The organism is Vreelandella aquamarina (genome assembly GCF_020075495.1).
Classification (GTDB): domain Bacteria; phylum Pseudomonadota; class Gammaproteobacteria; order Pseudomonadales; family Halomonadaceae; genus Vreelandella; species Vreelandella aquamarina_A.
On the sequence record NZ_JABYQT010000002.1, the window covers coordinates 515,197 to 530,561 of the forward strand.

The following is a 15,365-nucleotide window of genomic DNA, read 5'->3' on the forward strand; positions in this document are numbered from 1 at the left end:
CTATGCACTGCATAGCAGGTTGGATTGAGCAGGGGAGAGGACATACGGTGCGTCAGGTCTTGGTAGCAGTCATATTATTTTTTTCTGCGGCGGCCCTGGCTAGCCCCCCGGCATCGTTCAATGCTGCAAAACGTATCGCCGCGAAACAGATCTACTACGACCAAAACACCACTTTTTATTGTGACTGCCCTTTCGATTTCGACGCTGGACCTGATCTAGAAGCCTGCGGCTACGAAATACGTAAACAGCCGGCTCGCGCCAGCAGGATCGAGTGGGAGCACGTCATGCCAGCATACGATTTCGGCCGGCAACGGCAATGCTGGCAGCAAGGCGGGCGCGACAACTGCCGGCGAACGGACCCAGTGTTCCGTATGATGGAGTCAGACCTGCACAACTTGGTGCCAGCGATCGGGGAGGTCAATGGGGACCGCTCGAACATGCGATTTGCTATGGTCAATTCGCCAGCCCATGAATACGGGGCCTGCGATGCAGCGGTATCGTTCGAAGAGCGCGCGTTCCAGCCGCCACCTCATCGCCGCGGCGAGATTGCACGCATTTACTGGTATATGCGGGACACCTACGGCATCGAAATCAGTCGCCAGCAACAGCAACTGTTCACGGCATGGGCGGCACTGGATCCGGTCGATGAATGGGAACTCGAGCGTAACAGGCGAATCGCCACTATCCAGGGGAACGGTAATCCGCATGTGTCGACTGAAGACCTACCGCCGGCGCCGGCGCTCGTCACGCCATCTTCGGTGCTGGACAACCGCTCCCGTTCAGTGATGCCTGACTCAATAACGGAATTTAGCTGTGACACACGCAAAACGTGTGGACAGATGAGCTCATGTGACGAGGCGATGTTTCATCTACTGCAATGTGGGAATGGCCGCCTGGATGGCGACAACGACGGCGTGCCTTGCGAGTCGATCTGTCGATAGAATGTCAGGGATTATAAGTGCAAAGTAGCATCAACCACGGTCGCGCCTGCCACGCGGCTCAGCCCCAGGATCAGCGATTTGCTACTTTTTTATACTTGCAACCTTTCTATTCGTTAAAGCAAGCTAGAATGAAAGTCGTCGTTAAAGGTAATAAGAGTATAGAGCCATATGCCCGGATATTATCAGTCAGCAAGTAGAGCCGTGCGCTGGTTCTGGATTTATTATCTACTGACGATCACCTGCGCGATTTTATTGCTATTTTTTAAACCAGAATCGTATAGCTACGAAAACTGGATACCTCGAATAGGTTCTTTTATTACCGCTTTTGCTTTTGTTTCTGAATATCCAGCGATTCGAATTTATCAGCTCCTGTACACAGGAAACCCTTTTGGCACCGATGATCGCACAAAAGCTAAAAAAAAGTTTAGAAAGTACCCAAATCGTATAACTATGGCTGTAGTCGTTTTAATTATTACCGGAACATTGCTGAACGGATTTGGAGACCTGATTCCTACATGGTGCTCAGGGTTTTTAAGCACAATTTCCCAATAAAAGAGCTAACGCATGGCAGCGGATTTTGAATCCGCTTCGGCAATTTCAGCGGGCCGCGCTTGCACGGGCCTTCGCTGACATTTCAACAGCTTAGCATTTTACTATGCTTACACCCGTTACATTGTTCGCACACAGTCTGCGACCAAAACGCGACCAAGCGCTATGCTGCTGGGGCCATCATCACAATCAGCACAGCATTGAATATGAACTACAAAGCTACACTCTGGCGAAAATCTCTGGAGCGCCGAGGCTGGCGGCGCTTCGGCAACTACATGCTGCCCAGGTGCATGATCGAGTACCACATCATTCACCGTGGGCAACTATACAGCGGTCGCTGTTATTCCGGATCGCCGCCAGGTGACCCGAGCCAGCCAGGTACCGCGGCGTTTTTGATCCACCGGCGAGATATGATGACCGAAGGGGTCTGGCGGCGAACGAGAGACGATGCACTGGTCGGCCAGATCGTCAGGCCGCTGCCATATTAAGCTGCGCCATCCTTGGCGCCCTGGTTAAGTTGCCGTTTCCCAGTAATCATCGTCCTCCCACTCTGGGCCTTCCCAGAAATTATCATCCTCCCATTCTGGTCCTACTGATTGCGCTTGTCTGCTCTCTAAATCATTGCTTTTCATAATTTTAATCCTCTATGACTGTATCGGCTTGATACGCCCTATAGGACAAATTTTGAATAAGCGTGTTGTGAAATTTAGGCACAAAAAAACCGCTTACGCGGCGGTGGTGATACTAGCGGTTATTCACACTTCCCAGTCCAGCCCCTCGACGCTAGTCAGTTCGCCGGCCTCGATCAGTGCGGCGTATTCAGCCTCCCGTGCAATCAGCTTGCCGCGCCGGTCACCAATTACTCGCAGCCCGTTCTCAACGCATGAAAGCGGGTAGTCGCGGTGGAACCTGCCGGCGCTATCCTTCCATTTTTCGAACGTCTCCCGGCCTTCTTCTCGGGCAAACTGAACCGATTCAAGGAGCGCGGCGCGATTCGATGGGTCACCGCTGTAGGGAACGCCCTCGATTTCGACGCCCTGCGCTTCAGCGGCTTTACGTTCGGATTCAAGCTCTAAGAGCAGATTGGCTTTGCGCTGCATTTCTGTTTCTTCTTTTGGTATAAACCAGGACTGACTCATTCTTCGGGCTCCTGCAATTCTTTTTCAATTATGCGCACTGTCCAAGCGCCGTCTGCATCTTGAAAGTATTCCGCTACTCCTCCTTCAAGCAAAGCTACCGCCCGAGGATTAGTTGCAACCACATAACACCGCGTAGGATCATAATCCTCAGCATCAATCCAATCCCCTTCCCGCCAGCCATTGCTCCCAACATTGACCTGATAGGCTTTAGTCATCTGCCCCAGGGTCACACAGAGTTCCTCATCAACCCACTCCATGTTATAGATACCTGCCTCTTGAGTGTCCTCATTACCAACGAAACGAGAACCATCAACAAAGAGGCTTGTATCAATCCCATTGATAACAGCACCAGAAATATTGTAACTTACCGGCGCGAAACCTTTAGCTAGAAATTTAAGTTTCATAAAATCCCCTAATTAATACCAACGACCGTGGGCCAAAAGAACTATCGGTACCGTGGCTGGATTATAACTTTCTGCTTGTTTAAACCCTAACGACCATTGCCCCCCTGTTCCCAAGGAATGATCCCGAAGAGATTGTCTACGATTGGTACTAAGCACATCAACTCTACAAGAAAAACTGCCAGATACACTGCCCAAAACTAAATTAATAGGGTAATTATAATTCACATAAGAGTCAGTAGTTAAAGAATCTACAGTGCGCCAACATACAGCTGAGCCGTCTGCATACTTAACATACTCACCATCACTATTTTGCCCTCGCTCAATAATAGCTCCAGTCGGAATTCCTCCTGATTGTGAAACCCTTCCAAGAATGTTCTTGTCTGAGTAAAATTTGGTAGGAGGCTGCCATTCTATTGACGAGCCATTTCCGTCACCAACACGTGTTCTTAAATCTCCGGATATAGCATCAATGTGAAGCTCTTGTGCGCTCCCTGCAGACGTATATCGAGTTCGAAAACCCATGCCCGCCCGACCAAACGGGCTGCTAGCTCCGCTAGGATAGCGAGTGAATTCCGTAGGCCGCAGAGAATCGTCTATAGCAGATGTTCCTGACCCCACGCTATCGCCAAGCCTGAAGGCGCTTTCAGCCATCAGTCGACCAGAGCCTCCGACAACTGAGCGCCCCGCCACATCAGCGAGCGTCAGCCGTCTCAGCAGCTCTTGTAAATCCCCAATTGGTGCATTCGCCAGATTATCAATCGCAGCCAGCAGGCCGATCCGCTGTTGCTCGCCGATATTGATTGTTCCGAGTGCGGCCAGCAGCGCGTCTTGAACGCGCCGAACTAGCTCGTCCGTGACTTCATTTAGCTGGTCTTGATTCGTTGCTGTAGCCACGTTCACTCCTAGAAATTGCTTGTGTCGATGATGAGATAGTTCCAGTTGGGCTGAGTTGCTGATCTTCGCCCTACGGGCGGCGGGGCGTTTATTTGCGTCTGTTCCTGAGATGTGACGAATCGGTCGCCGCTTGCGCGCATTGATGACCATATATTGACGGAGAAAAATGGGCCAAATTCTCCGGAGCCAGCAACAAACCAAGTTGCAAACGCAGACCCCTGTATTGCCGCCAAATTTTTACCCGAGTACTGCCGATTTTGGTTATGCCCGGACGTACCCTCGCCCTGGATGAAATCGACCAGCCGCAGATATTTGTTACGAGAATCGAACACTACGCGCCCAGTGTTCGGGTTACGTATACGCATGCCTATTGCGTCGTTGTAGTAGCGTTCGCCATATTCTGACGTGTCGAATATGTAGGCTCGCACCCACGTGCCTGGGCGGGCGGTCAAGTTGTAAGTTGTGCGGTCACCATTGCGGTTAACGCTTCCCACAAATACGTCGCCCTCTGAGAACGCCACGACCCCAGTGGTTGTTGTAAATGTTCGCTGAATTGTGACGTATTGCCCACTGCCGTTGATTTGAAACCGCTCATGCGAGCGCAGGCATAAGTTGGAGTAGTTTTCGTCGATCTGCACCGTGCCGCGAGCCGGATTTGTGATTCGAGCGCCTATCGTCATGAGTAAACCCCATACAGGAATGACCAGCTCACACGCGATGTCTGCGAATCGTCGCCGCTGAACGTCCATTCGATACGCCCATTTCGAACCACTATTTGGGGCATGATCACGTTGTACCCTTCAGGATTTCCTGGCAATCGAATAAAGAAAGGGCGGCCGCGTGAAAACTCTGAGACGTTCAAGTTGCCGTTTCCGGTGCCAGTGGAGGTCTGCCCCAGAATTGTGGTCAGGCTGTCTGTTACCTCAAAGACGATCTGTCCGTTGTTTGGATTTCTCACTCGAATGCCGACTGCCATTAGCTGAGCTCTCCTATTTCAACGACCAGCACATTTCCTTGGTACATGCGCGTATACGTGGGCCTTTGCTCGACTCGCGCACTACCATTCACGGCATTGAGCTCAAACCCTCCGTGCGACCAAAACGCGAATGTAGGCCGGCCATTAGCGGCGGTTTCGGATGAGACCATCGTGGTGACTTCCAGAAGATCCGCCCGCAATTTGCCGTTTTCGAACACTAGCCGCCCGTCGCTGCTGCGCAGTTTCGTGAAATCGAGACGATCAATGAATGCCTCGGGCATGATCACACGGCCGTCAGACACGACAAATGCCGTCACCAGCTCTCCACTAACGGGGTTCATAACTGCGAACGTGTTTGCGACTGCGACAATTTCAGCCGTAGTGCCGTCCACCTGCATTCCGATCATGGCTTTGCCGTTTGCCGTTTCGACAGTAGTAACGGCTCGGGCCACGGCGCCGGTCGCTGGATCGTAAACTGCCGTTAGCTGCTGATTAACCTCTGCAAACTCCTCTCCCACATCGACACGGTATGATTCAAGGCTCCGAGCTAAAGCAGCGTCTTGCTCGCTAAGTGCAGTGAGTTCTTGATGAACGTTCGCTTTATTGCCCTGGTAATCCGTAGACAGCGTGTCCACGCGCTGAGAGATAGAGAATCGGTCGTTCGCCTCGACGATGCGATCAGTATCTTGTTGAGCTGCCCCGTTCATTGCCTGAACGCGCATACCCAGATACCTGATGACCTGCATTTTCTCTTCGCGCTCGATGATTTGTTGCAGTTCGTTGATGCGGGCGCCTTGATCCTCGGGATCTAGCGCATCGACCTCGGCTTTCAGATCAGCAATGGATTTTTGAGCCTCTTGAATGGCCTCCGAGTTTTCGTCAAGTCTGCCGTCGTATTGCTCGAGCACGCCACCTGGGCGGCGCAAATCGCGCTCAATGATTTCCAGTTCTTCTTGAAAATCGTTTGTTGTCTCAACGCTCACGCGCAGGAATGCAGACGATCCATACGCGTTCACTGACTGCACGTAATAGTAGTAGCGCGAAGCGGGGGCTAGGCCGGTGTGAGTAAACGTCAGGCCCTCGCCAAGATATTCCGCTTGCGGCTGTGTCGCGCCCTCGCTCTGCGTGACGTAGTAGCGGTAGTAGCCGCCGCCGAGTGATGCGCCAGGTGGCAGCTGGGGAATTAACGTCACTTCGCGGTTACCGCGAGTGAATATGACGCGCTCGGGCGTGGGCGGCGCATTGATCGTGATATTGATCGACGCTGGGCCAGAGAGCCCCAGCCGGCCGCGCGAGCGCACCTCTACAACGTACTGGCCTGAGACCAGCCCGCCGATCTCGCAGCGCTCGACGCCTGCCGGCACCTGCGCGCTTTGTACGGACTGACCGTCATGCTTGATCACGACGTTGTAGTGCAGCGCTGCATCTACCGGATTCCATAGCAGAACGCCCTGGACCACTTCGCCAACAGATTCGACAACGTAGCGAAGACCGGTAGGGGAGCCAATGTCGCCCGTCGGTAAGCGGATAAATGTGCCTAGGTCGAACGGCTGGCCCACGGCATCATCGTAGATATCAGCATGTTCCTGGCGAACGACGACCGAACAGCCCTGTTTCGCGCCTTGGCTCCAATTCTCAACGCGGAATTCACCGCTAACGTTGATTTGTGGGATATCACAACGCACGACCGTACCAGGGCGGAGCAGATATCCAGCGTGATTCAGCGGCAGGTTCAGCATGCCGCCAGCGCGTCGGCTGCGAAGCTCTATATTGGCCAGGCGCTGGCACTGGTAGGCATTTGGCACCAGCTCGTAGTTGATCGACTCGCTGGCCTCGCGACCGTCCTCGATGACCCAATCCTCTACAGTGACAGTAGGGTAGCTGGTCTCTTCCCATAGCTGATCCGGGGAGCGGAAGGTGCCGGTTACGCTGTTGATCGCGTCCGCGCGGGTCACTTCGGTACGGCCAGTGACAGGGCCGATGATCATATCAGGCGTGATGATGTGCTGAGCCGGACCGTAATAAGCGCCCACGCGAATACCCCAGCGGCCAGCCTGGCGGCGGCAGGCGCCGGCGAAACACTGCTCAAGCGCATTCATGGCGCTGGGCCATGCCTCGTCTGATTTGATCGCGCCGCCGATTGCATAACGCGCCTGCGTGCTACCGCCGGGCACGGTTACACGCTCGTCGGCAATATTGGCCGCGTCGCGCCACTCGTCCCACAAAATCCGGTCATCGGGCACGTCAATGTGGTTGCGTACGTAGTCCAGGGTGCACAGCACGGCGTTGTCGGTGTAGTCGTAGGTACCAGTGCGCGGGTCGTAGATGTTGCGGTTCCCGCGTACGACGAACAGCAGGTTCGGAATACCAGACGCGAAGCGCTCGGGATCATAGCGCAGGCTGACACGAACGTAGCTCAGCCCACGGCCGATCATGGTGTCACGCCAGTCCGGAGAGTGAGCCAGCATGTACGGATCGGGAGTGGTGCGGTTGACGTGCAACTCCCACTGGACCAAATCGCCGAAGGTGCTGACCGGTTCGCCATCGACGTAGATTTCCTCGATGCCGTCGATTTCGCCCTGGGCCAGCACGTAAATCAGGTCTAGACGCTCGCCTTCTTCCTGCTCGCCAGCTTCTTCCTGCGCCCATGCCAGCATGCCGCCGGTCGCGGTACGGCCGTAGAGGTAGTGCGCTGGCTCCTTGCCCGAGCGGATGGTCTGCGTCAGGTTCGCGCTGCGCTCGCTGGCATTGGGCATGCTGACAGAAGGGGCTAAGAACTTGGCAATTGGCTTGAAGACTTTGCCAGCGACCTTGCCCACGGATTTGACGGCTTTACTCACTCTCAACCCTCCAGCACACGGTTGGCTCGGCATTGACGTAGGCCGCGCCGTCTTCAGTTACTGCAATGATGCCGCCGGACCAGACCACGCCGACGCAACGACCAAACTCGCTGTCGAAAAGCACGACGTCGCCGCGCTGGCGAAAACGTACGTCGACGCGTTCGAAGCGAGCGTCCCAAGCTGCTTCAAGACTGCCGTGAATCCGGCGCAGCGCGCCTTTGGCTCCACGCTCGGTCTTGTACTTGCCACGGTAGGGCTCGGCAGGGTCGACGCCGCACACGGCAACGCAGCAGTCAGCCGCAAACAGGCAGCAGTCGTTTTCGCCCCACAAAAAAGGCTGCCCTTGGGCAGCCTGTATGGTTTCGCGGAGTCGTTTACTCCAGTCCTGGTGTCGCATGATGGTCAGTCCGTGTATTTGAAGCTCGGAGCGTCTTTCTTGTTGCCCCAGTAGATTGCGCGGGAGGCCATCTGCGCCACTGCGTAGAAGAACCTGTCACCAGGATGTCTGGCCCGGTGGTTGGCATCAGACCAAACGACAGTGCCGCGCCTGTACACGGCGGCCATCTCGTCCGTGATCGTGACCGAAATAGCGTTGTCGCCCTGGTTGCCGGCATAGCTCATATCAGCGGCGTCCATTACGCCGGCGAACAGAATATTGGCCACGGGCGTGCCGTCTTCACGAATGGCCACCAGCATCAGGCGCCCCTCGCGCCCCCGGCAGCGATCCTCTAGCGTGCCCTTGGCGACTTCGCTGTCCCAGCCGGAGAGGGTGAGTCGGACACTTTGCGGCGAGTCGGCGCCGGCCGCTTCGCTCACTTCGGATACGTTGCCGAGCGAGCCCACGCCGGTGTAGGTCTGACCATCGATCACGATCTGCCCGGTGCCGGTATGGGCCAAGACTCGGCCATCGCGGAAATCGAGGTCGGCGGCGTAAACGAGCGTCACCGTTTCGCTTGCCAGCAGCTCGGCCATCTCATCGGATAGCGCCATGATGTCCATTAGAATGCCTCCCGCGCTTGAATAGTGATGCCCGCCTGGCCAACCTGGCGGTTAATCGGGTTTTCCGGATTGATGAATCGCATGACCGCGTATGGGGAGCGGTAATTGACCGCCTGGCCGCTGACCGGCGGTGAGCGGAGAAATATGTTCAGCGGCAGCACGGCGCGCCCATCGTTACCACTGCGCACGTCGGCAGTCACTCGCAGCAACTGCTCATTGACGGTCACGTAATCCGCTGCCCGCAGTACGCGCTGATTTGGCGTCCAGCCGCGTGTGCGTAGCTGGGCGCCCAGCTGGCCGGCGCCGTCGACTACCGGGCTGCCAGCGCTGACGGGCTGGATGAAACGGTAGTCACGGAAACGGAATTTATTTTGTCGCCCGCGTAGCTGATCGACAGTGGCCATGAGCAGCCGCTCCTTATCGCGCCCCAGAGGTGGCAGGATCATGTTCAGTGTCCAGTAGTCACCCGGGAAACTGACGATCTGCTGGTCACTGGTGAAGATGGAGGTGAAGTCCATATCGTTGTAAACCACGTAGAACTTTGAGCTTTTCGGCGCCAGTTCCCGCGGCCAGTCAAACGTCGCCATTTAGTACCTCGTATTGCGAAGGGCCTGCCGGTAGGGGCCATTGTTGTAGGCGTCAGCGAGAAGAATATCGATGACCTGCTGGCCGTCGACGCCCTGGTACTGCTCGACCTGCGCTTGGTCTGCGCCCTGACCGATCAGGTTGACCGTGACGTTGCCGCCACCGCCGCCCATGGCCTGCATGTCTCGGTTCGAGGTGACGTTGCCGCCGCGCCCTGGCAGCAGGTACTGGCGGCTGCCCTCGGTCAAAACCTCGGGCTTGCCGTTCTCGGTGACCGGGTAGATTGTGCCGGGCGATACCGGCCCACCGGAGAGGCGGCCGGGGCCGATCTGGCTCATGAATCCGCCCTGGGCGACCTGACCAACGGCGGCATTGGCGGCTAGCGCACCGGAGTAGGCGGCCGCGCCGGTGACGGTGGCGCCGCCCATGGTCGCGATACTGGCAGAAAGGGCGGCAGGTGCCCATGCAGCCTGAACCGCTGCCGCCTGGCCAATGGCCGCCGCGGTCATCGCGCTGCCTGCCGCCTGCTGGGTAACGGCATTGATTGCCATTTGAACACCCAGCTTGATGAACGACTGCAGCAGGGAGCCGAGAACGGTCTGGCCTATGCCTTTCAGGATGTTGTTGAAGCTGTCGCCGTTACTCATACCACGCACGAACGCACTGGATATCGTGTCGTCAAGGCTGACAAAGGCCGTCTGAAGGTTGTCGGTCAGCGTCTTCATCGGCCTGGATGTGGCCTGCCTGATTTCTGCCAACTTATTGGCAGCCGCCTCAGAAAACCCGCCGATCTGCTGCAGCATCAGCGAATAATGCTCGGCCTCCAGGTCACGCACGCGCTGGTTGTGCTGGGCGATGTTGGCCAGATCGTCGTTCTGGGCCTGCATCTTGGCCTCGAGGAAAGAGCGCTCGGCTTGCTCCATCAGCGCCTGGCGTTCAGCACTGCCAGCCCGGGTATGATCGAGGATAGAGCGGCGTTGCTTCTCATACTCAGCGTCAACCGCTTCGGTCTGGGATATCAGGCCTTGAAGTTCATTCCGGCGCGCCTCTGCCAGGGCCCGTTGCCTCGCCTGGTTGTTGCGTTCCAGTGCCTCCAGCTGCTCGGCGCTACCTGCCTCACTGATATCGAGTATGTCGCGGCGCTGTGCATCGTACTGCTGGTTGATGCGATCAATGCCCTCGGCGTTGATGGACGCCAGCTGATCGGTCAGCTCTTGCAGCTCGCGGGTACGCTGTCGGTCACTGCGGCGCAGGAGATCGGCCTGCTCGTCGCTGCCGTCGGCTGTGGCTTTACGAATCACTTCGTTGCGGCGCAAATACTCACGTTCGATTTGCTCGCGCTGGGTTGATAGCTCACGCTTAACGCCGTCGAATTCACGAGCAAGACGCTTCGCTTCGCTGTCAGAACTTTTCTGGGTCGGGAGTGTGAACTCTCCGCTTCCAGAGCTGCCACCACTTGCTACTTCTTTGCGGCGAGCGTCTATCTTTTGCCGGGCAGCCTCAATCTCTGCCATACGCGCCCACATATCAGCCATTTCTTGGTTCATCGTGGCGATACGTCCACGCGTTTCTGATGCTATGCCTTCATGTGCCCCTGATTGCATGCGCTCCTGTCGCTCCAGCATGATCAGAGTTTCCATAGCTGCCTGGGCTTCCAACTGAATTGATTGGAGCTCTAGCGTAAGCGCTTCATAGCTACTATCCAGCGCCGCATCGCTGCCAGATTTGATGGTTTCGTTCAGCTCTTTTAAAGCTTTATCAGCTTCGTCGGCCACTGGGTCGACAAAGCCAAGCTCTTCACGGAATGAGTAAAGCGCCCATGCAGCCAGCGCGATTACCCCTACGGGTCCGCCTAAAAATGCCATTGCTGTTCTAAGACCGCCCATTGCCCCCGTTGCCAGCTGAGCGGACCGGGTTGTGGCGTTAAGCACGCCCGCATTCGCTTTGTGGGCCACTGTTGCCTGAATAGTCGCAGCCGTCTCCGCTTGCGTTAGCGCGGTATAGCGAGCCTTGTATTGAGCTAAAGTGGCATCCATGGCGGCCAGCTCGCGCTTCATCGCTATCTGCGTGCCAATTGCCCTGGTGGTGGCGAGCTTGGCGGCAAGCGATGCTCTGTCTGCCTCTACCTCCGTCATGATTGACTTAGTAACAGCTATGCTTGCTTGCACCTCTTGTAACTTCGCCGCTGCAGCTTTATTCGATGCCTGGGCTTCTGCGCGCAAGGCCTGCATCCGCTGGATGGACGCGCCTGCCAGACTGATGTTCGCGATAGCGGCTGCGCCCAGAGAGGTTGCATAACGCCCAGCGATAACAGCCGAAAGGGCGACAGCGCCCTGGGTCACGGTCTCCAAGTTATTGCTTAAATAAATGACCGATTCACCAAGCTTACCGACGACGCCCTGTGCACTGTCTGACGATCCAACAAACTCAATCATATTGTTGCGGGCGACAGTCAAATTATCGGCAAACGTTTTGGTGGATGCGGCGGCCCTGCGGTTGATCTCATCTGAGTAATTGCGGACTGACTTGATCAGCATATCGATGCCGAGCGTGCCTTCGCTGCCCATCTTCTTCAGCTCGCGGACGCCTTTGCCAGTTTCGCGCTGCAGTGCTTCGAGCAAAAGCGGCGCTTGGTCAATAATGGTGTTGAATTCTTCGCCTTGGATGATCCCTGCGTTGAATGCCTGAGAAAGCTGCAGGATCAGTGCTGATGCACCGGCTGCGCTTGTGCCATAGGCCCGCATACTCTGTGAGGTCAAATCGACAAACTCGAGTAGCTCTGACTGCTCAATATTCAGATTGCGCGTGGCCTGTGCGACCCGTGCATAAAAACCAGCTGTGTTCTCAAAAGCCATCGCCGAGCGATTAGACACATCCATTAGTTTCTGATTGATATCACGGAGGTCAGCGGCGCTACTGGTGACCTGGCGAAGCTGGTTTTGTGCGCGGCCCCAGGCATCTGAATAGGCGATAATTTGCCGCGTTGCCATGGCGGAGCTGACAGCGGTCACGATATTACGTAGTCGAAGCGCAGCACCGCCCGCATGATCAAACCCGGAAGACATACGGCGCGAGGCACGGTCGGTTAGGTCGAAGCGTTTTTCCATCCGGCGAGAGGTTACATCGACATTTTTTTCTGCTTTTAGTAACGCCTGAGTGCGCGCGTCAACGGTGTAGTAAATCGCCCCAACTTCGGTGGACATACTTTTCTCCAGGCAATAAAAAACCGCCCTGAGGCGGCTTGTCTTGAGTAAGGATAATCATTCGGGTGGCTGTCTTTGCTCAACAACCGCTTCGTATATTCCATTCAGTACAGTGAAGCCGCCCGCCAGCAGCAGAGCAGCGAGACACTGGCCAGCGCAAACCATTACGATGGTGAACTGATCACTTGTTAAGCCTCGTGCGCCATAGCCACCCATGGGGGCATTCATAACGCCGGCCGACTTCAAAACAATGAACGAGGCCACTAGCGCAACCGCAAACAGCGCCCAAGCCAACATTACCCATGCTGTGTACTTCCCGCTTTGATACTTTGATTTACCCATAAGGCCTCCTGATTCGCTTTCCTAAGAATAGCGCAGGCAGATGTGTGAGGGTAGGGAGGGGCTGCGAACAGTACCTGTGTTCGCGCATCTACTGAGTAATAAATCGCGCCGACTTCAGTAGCCATGCATTTTCTCCAGGCAATAAAAAACCCCGCGGCGGCGGGGTTCTTTGTGAATAGAAATCTAATTTTGAAGCAAGAAATTTAGAGAGCGGCCTTTAGTAAACGCTATCTTTTACCTTGGATATTTTTCCGGAGTCGGCATTGAGGTAATAGCGATTGCTTGAATGCATAGGCTCTGCACAGTATATGAAATAGACTGGCGCCTCCTCTATTTCTGGGACGCGCCAAAAGCCAGCATTATTCTCCATTGCCTGCGCGCTGCAGCCACTTTGCCCTGAGATCTCATGGGCGGCTTGTCGAAACTTATTGGAGTAGATATCAGCATCGTCCGAGGCATCCGCTATTCTGCCGAGCTCTGCTTCGCTTGGCGCATCTTTATTGCACCCCGCTAGCACCAATGCCAGTGCTACTGCTATCAATAGCCTCATCTCTCCCCCTGTGTTATTCACCACCCATTTTGCGCTTAGGATAGCGCAGGAGACAGGGAGGGAATAGTGAAGGTATCTGGCGGACAGCCGAAATGCTGAGACTGGAGAACAAAAACCCGCCGTAGCGGGTTTGAATATCTATCGTGACAAAGCTTCTATTGTCGTCCATAGCTCTACTGGACGGCCGCCGATGAAAGCCCTCACCTTGACCTTACCCCTAAGGATTTTGGTATCGACCACAGAGACCTGAATACCAGCGCGTGGCACAACGCAGCCGTTGTTCAGCATATACTCAATACCAGCCGTATTACGGCTCACTGCTGCGTCAATTATCTGATCGAGCATGTTCTCGGTTAGGCAGGCTGGCTGGCCGCTACCATTGAACTGGCGGGCATGAGCATTGCTTGAGATAACCATTATGGCAACTGCCATGACTATCATAATACTGCGCTTCATATTGCTACTCCTTCGTATCAATACTGACAAAGCGCAGTGCTAGAAGCTCTGGCACTGGTTTGAATGAGCCGTGGCTCGACACTTCCACTACAGCCGTAACGCTGCCATGCAATAGAGCAGGCGTCGCTAGCTGCATCCATGGCAGCATAAAGGCCATCACTATATTGATCGCCGTCGCGAACTGAGCGGCCATACTTTGCGTCCACTTTGCGCTCGGTATCAGTACGCACTTGCAAGCCAGGGCACATACCCGCAGCTTGTAGTGCATAGCCGAAGTGGTATGAAAGGTCTTCTTGTGCGGAGGCGGTTACAGCCCATAAGGCAGCAGTCAGAATAAATACACGTTTCATGGTATTTCCTTTTTATTCGACTTCATCATCTAGGTCTTCTAGGTCGTCGCTCCAGTCAGCAGGGCTATCATATACATCGCCAATGCTGATCAGCGTACCGCGTATAAAATCGCCGTTATCATCATTGAAAACGGCTGAGTATTCGATTTCAACGGCCTTGCGAACGTTATCGGAGAACGCCTCCATAAGACGATTTTCTTTTTTTGCACCCAGGTAGCCCATGTCATATTTGATAGTGATTTGCCTATCAAAATGTGGGGCGTAAAAGCTAACGCGTACTTCTTGCCGAGAAACGAAGCGCTTCATTTGCTCTACGGTTACGATCTCGGTGAATGTTTCTGAGTCAGCTGTAACCGGCATTTCATGGGTAATACGCTGGATATCCACCTCATTAAGAGATTGGCCGGAATAATTAATATGATCAGCGTCACTGACAGAATGCACGATATTTCTATGGCCTTCTTCGACATGGCGGCGAAAACCACTTATGGCCTGATCAGCCCTTGCGCCAGCACCTGAAACTTCGGCGACAAGCTCAGCCATGCGTTCAGTATGAGCGTATGCGCTATTTTGGGCTTCATTGCCAATCTGGGCCATTTCTTGAGCGTGCTGATGGTCTAGATATGAATCAAAAGCAAAATACCCTGCACCGATAAGGACCACCAGGCCTATAGTTGCAATTTTCTGCCTTGGCGTCATGTCTTTGAACCCATCCTTTATAGCTTGAGCGATAGCCTCGAATATCCGTTCTAACCCCTTGGATATAACATCAGAGCTCCCTTCCGATATTTTAAAGGTTATGGAGTCAAAAAGCGCCTCATCCTTCTTCCTGAGGCGTTGAAGGTTGCTTGTCCCGTACTTTATTTCGGCATAGCCACGTTTCAGCTGATAGACAAAATCGTACAGGGATTTTGCGAGCTCAGGAGTGATGGTGCCGTGATACTTGTCGCCTTCAATTGTAATATGAAGGTTAGGCCATTTCGAAAAGTCTAGATTACCTATGTCATTGATTGAGCTGTCTTTAATCAACTCGAATACGTGCTCTATACCTGTTAATACGATCTTGTCTTCAGCCATTCCATTCCCCTTGAATTAATTATCTGAAGGCGCCTCTATGAGCGCTCTAACCGATCTTAG

General features: G+C 54.7%; 16 protein-coding genes. 1 reads left to right on the forward strand and 15 read right to left on the reverse strand.

All coding sequences use genetic code 11. The annotated features are described in order from the left end of the window. Window positions 1-47: 47 nt before the first annotated feature. Window positions 48-941 (forward strand): endonuclease, encoded by an 894-nt coding sequence (locus tag HW452_RS05040; RefSeq protein WP_224105005.1) that lies wholly within the window; start codon window positions 48-50, stop codon window positions 939-941. 1,304 nt (window positions 942-2,245) lie between these two features. Here the strand turns inward: HW452_RS05040 and HW452_RS05045 are convergent. The 15 genes from HW452_RS05045 to HW452_RS05115 all read right to left on the reverse strand — a co-directional run bounded on the left by HW452_RS05045 (window position 2,246) and on the right by HW452_RS05115 (window position 15,305). Beyond that, a complete protein-coding gene (locus HW452_RS05045) occupies window positions 2,246-2,629 on the reverse strand; it encodes a DUF4376 domain-containing protein (RefSeq protein ID WP_224105006.1) in 384 nt (127 codons plus the stop codon). Next, window positions 2,626-3,033, reverse strand: coding sequence for a hypothetical protein (locus HW452_RS05050; protein ID WP_224105007.1), 408 nt, complete (start codon window positions 3,031-3,033; stop codon window positions 2,626-2,628). Before HW452_RS05050 ends, HW452_RS05045 begins: the two co-directional genes overlap by 4 nt. Before the next feature lie 12 nt (window positions 3,034-3,045). After that, entirely contained in the window at window positions 3,046-3,927 is an 882-nt protein-coding gene (locus HW452_RS05055) for a hypothetical protein (protein ID WP_224105008.1), read from the reverse strand. 8 nt (window positions 3,928-3,935) lie between these two features. Continuing rightward, a complete protein-coding gene (locus HW452_RS05060; protein ID WP_224105009.1) occupies window positions 3,936-4,607 on the reverse strand; it encodes a hypothetical protein in 672 nt (223 codons plus the stop codon). Beyond that, the gene (locus HW452_RS05065; RefSeq protein WP_224105010.1) at window positions 4,604-4,903 is read right to left on the reverse strand and encodes a hypothetical protein; all 300 of its coding nucleotides are present in this window, start codon (window positions 4,901-4,903) and stop codon (window positions 4,604-4,606) included. The genes HW452_RS05060 and HW452_RS05065 overlap by 4 nt, the downstream gene beginning before the upstream one ends. Continuing rightward, complete coding sequence (locus tag HW452_RS17630) at window positions 4,903-7,743, reverse strand: phage tail tip protein J-related protein (RefSeq protein ID WP_224105011.1); 2,841 nt, start codon at window positions 7,741-7,743, stop codon at window positions 4,903-4,905. The genes HW452_RS05065 and HW452_RS17630 overlap by 1 nt, the downstream gene beginning before the upstream one ends. Next, window positions 7,736-8,140, reverse strand: coding sequence for a DUF6950 family protein (locus tag HW452_RS05075; protein ID WP_224105012.1), 405 nt, complete (start codon window positions 8,138-8,140; stop codon window positions 7,736-7,738). Before HW452_RS05075 ends, HW452_RS17630 begins: the two co-directional genes overlap by 8 nt. 5 nt (window positions 8,141-8,145) lie before the next feature. Then, window positions 8,146-8,742, reverse strand: coding sequence for a hypothetical protein (locus tag HW452_RS05080; RefSeq protein WP_224105013.1), 597 nt, complete (start codon window positions 8,740-8,742; stop codon window positions 8,146-8,148). Next, entirely contained in the window at window positions 8,742-9,329 is a 588-nt protein-coding gene (locus HW452_RS05085) for a hypothetical protein (protein WP_224105014.1), read from the reverse strand. Before HW452_RS05085 ends, HW452_RS05080 begins: the two co-directional genes overlap by 1 nt. Next, window positions 9,330-12,530 (reverse strand): tape measure protein, encoded by a 3,201-nt coding sequence (locus HW452_RS05090; protein ID WP_224105015.1) that lies wholly within the window; start codon window positions 12,528-12,530, stop codon window positions 9,330-9,332. 57 nt (window positions 12,531-12,587) lie between these two features. After that, window positions 12,588-12,872, reverse strand: coding sequence for a hypothetical protein (locus tag HW452_RS05095; RefSeq protein ID WP_224105016.1), 285 nt, complete (start codon window positions 12,870-12,872; stop codon window positions 12,588-12,590). Window positions 12,873-13,089: 217 nt separating this feature from the next. Further along, window positions 13,090-13,422, reverse strand: coding sequence for a hypothetical protein (locus HW452_RS05100; RefSeq protein WP_224105017.1), 333 nt, complete (start codon window positions 13,420-13,422; stop codon window positions 13,090-13,092). Window positions 13,423-13,560: 138 nt separating this feature from the next. Then, window positions 13,561-13,878: a hypothetical protein gene (locus HW452_RS05105; RefSeq protein ID WP_224105018.1), complete on the reverse strand. Its 318-nt coding sequence runs from the start codon at window positions 13,876-13,878 to the stop codon at window positions 13,561-13,563. A gap of 17 nt (window positions 13,879-13,895) precedes the next feature. Next, window positions 13,896-14,228 carry a hypothetical protein gene (locus HW452_RS05110; RefSeq protein WP_224105019.1) on the reverse strand — a complete coding sequence of 111 codons (333 nt, stop codon included), beginning with the start codon at window positions 14,226-14,228 and terminating at the stop codon, window positions 13,896-13,898. Window positions 14,229-14,240: 12 nt separating this feature from the next. Further along, complete coding sequence (locus HW452_RS05115) at window positions 14,241-15,305, reverse strand: hypothetical protein (protein WP_224105020.1); 1,065 nt, start codon at window positions 15,303-15,305, stop codon at window positions 14,241-14,243. Window positions 15,306-15,365: the final 60 nt, after the last annotated feature.

Coding starts and splice junctions, on each gene's coding strand:
- HW452_RS05045 (WP_224105006.1), bottom strand. CDS start 2,629: ATGAGTCAGTCCTGGTTTATACCAAAAGAAGAAACAGAAATGCAGCGC.
- HW452_RS05050 (WP_224105007.1), bottom strand. CDS start 3,033: ATGAAACTTAAATTTCTAGCTAAAGGTTTCGCGCCGGTAAGTTACAAT.
- HW452_RS05060 (WP_224105009.1), bottom strand. CDS start 4,607: ATGACGATAGGCGCTCGAATCACAAATCCGGCTCGCGGCACGGTGCAG.
- HW452_RS05065 (WP_224105010.1), bottom strand. CDS start 4,903: ATGGCAGTCGGCATTCGAGTGAGAAATCCAAACAACGGACAGATCGTC.
- HW452_RS05075 (WP_224105012.1), bottom strand. CDS start 8,140: ATGCGACACCAGGACTGGAGTAAACGACTCCGCGAAACCATACAGGCT.
- HW452_RS05080 (WP_224105013.1), bottom strand. CDS start 8,742: ATGGACATCATGGCGCTATCCGATGAGATGGCCGAGCTGCTGGCAAGC.
- HW452_RS05085 (WP_224105014.1), bottom strand. CDS start 9,329: ATGGCGACGTTTGACTGGCCGCGGGAACTGGCGCCGAAAAGCTCAAAG.
- HW452_RS05090 (WP_224105015.1), bottom strand. CDS start 12,530: ATGTCCACCGAAGTTGGGGCGATTTACTACACCGTTGACGCGCGCACT.
- HW452_RS05095 (WP_224105016.1), bottom strand. CDS start 12,872: ATGGGTAAATCAAAGTATCAAAGCGGGAAGTACACAGCATGGGTAATG.
- HW452_RS05100 (WP_224105017.1), bottom strand. CDS start 13,422: ATGAGGCTATTGATAGCAGTAGCACTGGCATTGGTGCTAGCGGGGTGC.
- HW452_RS05105 (WP_224105018.1), bottom strand. CDS start 13,878: ATGAAGCGCAGTATTATGATAGTCATGGCAGTTGCCATAATGGTTATC.
- HW452_RS05110 (WP_224105019.1), bottom strand. CDS start 14,228: ATGAAACGTGTATTTATTCTGACTGCTGCCTTATGGGCTGTAACCGCC.
- HW452_RS05115 (WP_224105020.1), bottom strand. CDS start 15,305: ATGGCTGAAGACAAGATCGTATTAACAGGTATAGAGCACGTATTCGAG.